Annotated in this window: 5 protein-coding genes; all 5 read left to right on the top strand. The window is 45.5% G+C overall.

Features of this window, described 5'->3' with window-relative positions; genetic code table 11:
* Positions 1–482 (top strand): hypothetical protein (locus ACE1CM_RS33955; protein WP_374883293.1); only part of this gene is annotated, 482 nt, incomplete at its 5' end.
* Positions 483–518: 36 nt separating this feature from the next.
* The gene (locus tag ACE1CM_RS33950) at positions 519–1,238 is read left to right on the top strand and encodes a hypothetical protein (protein ID WP_374883292.1); all 720 of its coding nucleotides are present in this window, start codon (positions 519–521) and stop codon (positions 1,236–1,238) included.
* A gap of 3 nt (positions 1,239–1,241) precedes the next feature.
* Positions 1,242–1,964: a GAF domain-containing protein gene (locus ACE1CM_RS33945; protein ID WP_374883291.1), complete on the top strand. Its 723-nt coding sequence runs from the start codon at positions 1,242–1,244 to the stop codon at positions 1,962–1,964.
* Between the two features lie 36 nt (positions 1,965–2,000).
* On the top strand, positions 2,001–2,345 hold the full coding sequence (locus ACE1CM_RS33940) for a sensor histidine kinase (RefSeq protein ID WP_374883290.1): 345 nt from the start codon (positions 2,001–2,003) through the stop codon (positions 2,343–2,345).
* Between the two features lie 75 nt (positions 2,346–2,420).
* A partial coding sequence (locus tag ACE1CM_RS33935) for a hypothetical protein (protein WP_374883289.1) occupies positions 2,421–2,683 on the top strand: 263 nt, incomplete at its 3' end.

Genomic DNA, 2,683 nt, shown 5'->3' with positions numbered 1-2,683 from the left:
GTGATTTCCTACATGCCGGTCACAATATGAGTGGTTATTTTGATGATAATTTCTTTGGGGGAGTTGCTCTGGACGATTGGGCGCTAGAACTAGAAAATTACTGTGTTGTCTTAGGGAATATCAAGCAAGATTCTCCTCTGGGTTACCTGAAGATGAAACAACAGATGCTGCACAACTGGAGGGAAATTGTCGAGCGACCGGATTTATTAAGCGGCACTGCTTACAATGAAAACTTGATGATTCCTAAGCACCATCAGGATAATGAGCTGAATGCCCTCGCTTTTGCTTATATCTACAAACTGATGCTTGCCTATGTCTTTAGCAACTACACCAATGCCCTAGAGTACATTGCCCAAGCTAATCTCTATATCATGGGAGTGGCAGGATTAATTCATACTCCGGTTTTCCATTTCTATGCTGGGTTAACCTACTTGGCACTAATTAACCCATCACCTTTGTTTCTTTCAGAGAAACAAAGGTGATGCCCCGAAATTGAGCAAGCTAATACTCTCGCTCTGGTGGAAACTCATCAAACTACTCTGGCTAAGTGGGCGCACCATGCCCCGATGAATTACCAACATAAAGTTGACTTATTAGAGGCAGAAAAATGCCGAGTTTTAGGCAAGAATTATGAAGCAGGCGATTGGTACGATCGCGCAATCTCGGCAGCCAAAGCCAACGGCTACATCCAAGAAGAAGCCTTAGCCAACGAACTCGCCGCCAAATTCTACCTTGACTGGGGCAAAGAAAAAGTCGCCGCCGGCTATATGCTTGAAGCCTACTATTGTTATGCCAAATGGGGCAGCTATGCCAAAACCGACGATTTAGAACGCCGTTATCCTCACTTGCTGCGTCCCATTTTACAACAGGCAGCGCAACGCTTGACTGTTTTAGAAACCCTCGCCTGTATTGCAACTCCCGCCTATTCTATTCACTCTACTCGCAGTCACAGTTCCTCTAGTAGCAGCCTCAACAACACCCTGGATTTTGCCACTTTGCTGCAAGTTTCCCAGGCACTTTCTAGCACGATTCAACTCGATGAGTTGCTGCAAACTTTGACCCAGACTATGCTAGAAAATTCTGGAGCCGACAAATGTGCCTTGATGCTGTGTCAAGACGAGCAATGGCAGGTACGAGTCATTTCTGATTTAACTCAAACCACCTTACAAGAAGTCCCGTTAGAAAACAATCCCAACGTTCCCGTTCAGTTGATTCAGTATGTCAAAAACACCTTATAAACCTTGGTTATTGACAATCTCAAAACTGATTTACCCGGTGTCATTGGCGACTATCTGAATCATCATCGGCCCAAGAGTGTGTTATGTTTTCCCTTGGTCGATCGAGGCAATTTAGCGGGGATTTTGTACTTAGAAAATCCCTCGACCAATGGTGTATTTAGCCGCGAGCGCCTGCTCGTTCTCAATTTCCTCTCTAGCCAAGGGGCAATTGCTTTAGAAAATGCCCGTCTCTATCATCAAGTTCAGCAAACTTTAGCAGAACTCCAGCAAGCCCAATTACAACTCGTACAAAGTGAAAAAATGTCAGCACTGGGAAATCTGGTAGCGGGTGTGGCTCATGAAATTAACAATCCCATTGGCTGCATTGTGGGTAATATTGGTGCTACCCAAGATTATATTAATGACCTCTTAAACCCGATCGATCTCTATGGCAAGAAATTCCCCGAAGCGGGTGCAGAAATCGAAGATGAACTCGAAGCGATCGACCTCGATTACCTGCGCCAAGATTTGCCGAAGTTAATCAAAGCGATGAAAGATGGGGGAGAGCGCATTAAATCTATCAGTAAAAGTCTCCGCACTTTCTCCCGCGCTGATAGCGATGCCAAGCAAACTTTCAATATCCACGAAGGGATTGATAGCACTCTGCTGATTTTGCGCCATCGCCTCAAAGCCAACAACCAGCGTCCAGAGATTCAAGTTGTGGCTGAATACGGAAATATTCCATAAATTCAATGTTTTCCCGGACAACTCAACCAGGTATTTATGAATATTCTGGCAAATGCGATCGATGCCTTGGATGAATCGAATCAGCAACGCAGTGTTGCTGAGATTCGAGCCAATCCCAATCGCATTACCATTCGGACAAGTGTAGAGAACAAACAAGTCAAAATTGCGATCGCCGATAACGGAAAAGGAATGTCACAAGAGGTCAAAGCTCGGATTTTTGACCATCTATTTACCACCAAAGCTGTGGGGAAAGGAACGGGATTAGGATTGGCGATATGCCTCCGGCACGCTACGCGAACGCTCGGCAAATTATCGTGGAAAAACATGGGGGGGCGATTGATGTCACGTCTGTTATCGGCAAAGGAACTGAGTTGGTGTTGACTTTACCGATTTGTTAGCGCCACTGGCCTTTAGGGCATATTAATCTTGATATTATGTCCAATGAGGTCACGACCGATGAACACCAGCTTCAATACAACCGTTGCTCTACCTGGCTATCATCTACTGGAGCTACTATATTGTGGCAGTAGAACCGTTGTCTACCGGGGTATTCGATTGGTGGATCGGCAGCCAGTCGCCCTCAAACTGCTGCAACAAGAATATCCTACCTTCCACGAGCTGTTACAGTTTCGCAATCAATACACAATCGCCAAAAACCTCGACATTCCTGGAATTATTCGTCCCTACAGTTTAGAACCGTATCGCAACAGCTACGTGCT

The sequence above is a fragment of the Microseira sp. BLCC-F43 genome (genome assembly GCF_041929235.1).
In the GTDB taxonomy this organism is placed as follows: Bacteria; Cyanobacteriota; Cyanobacteriia; order Cyanobacteriales; family Aerosakkonemataceae; genus Microseira.
Note: the sequence above shows the minus strand (reverse complement) of the source record. Positions and strands in the feature narration are given on the sequence as shown.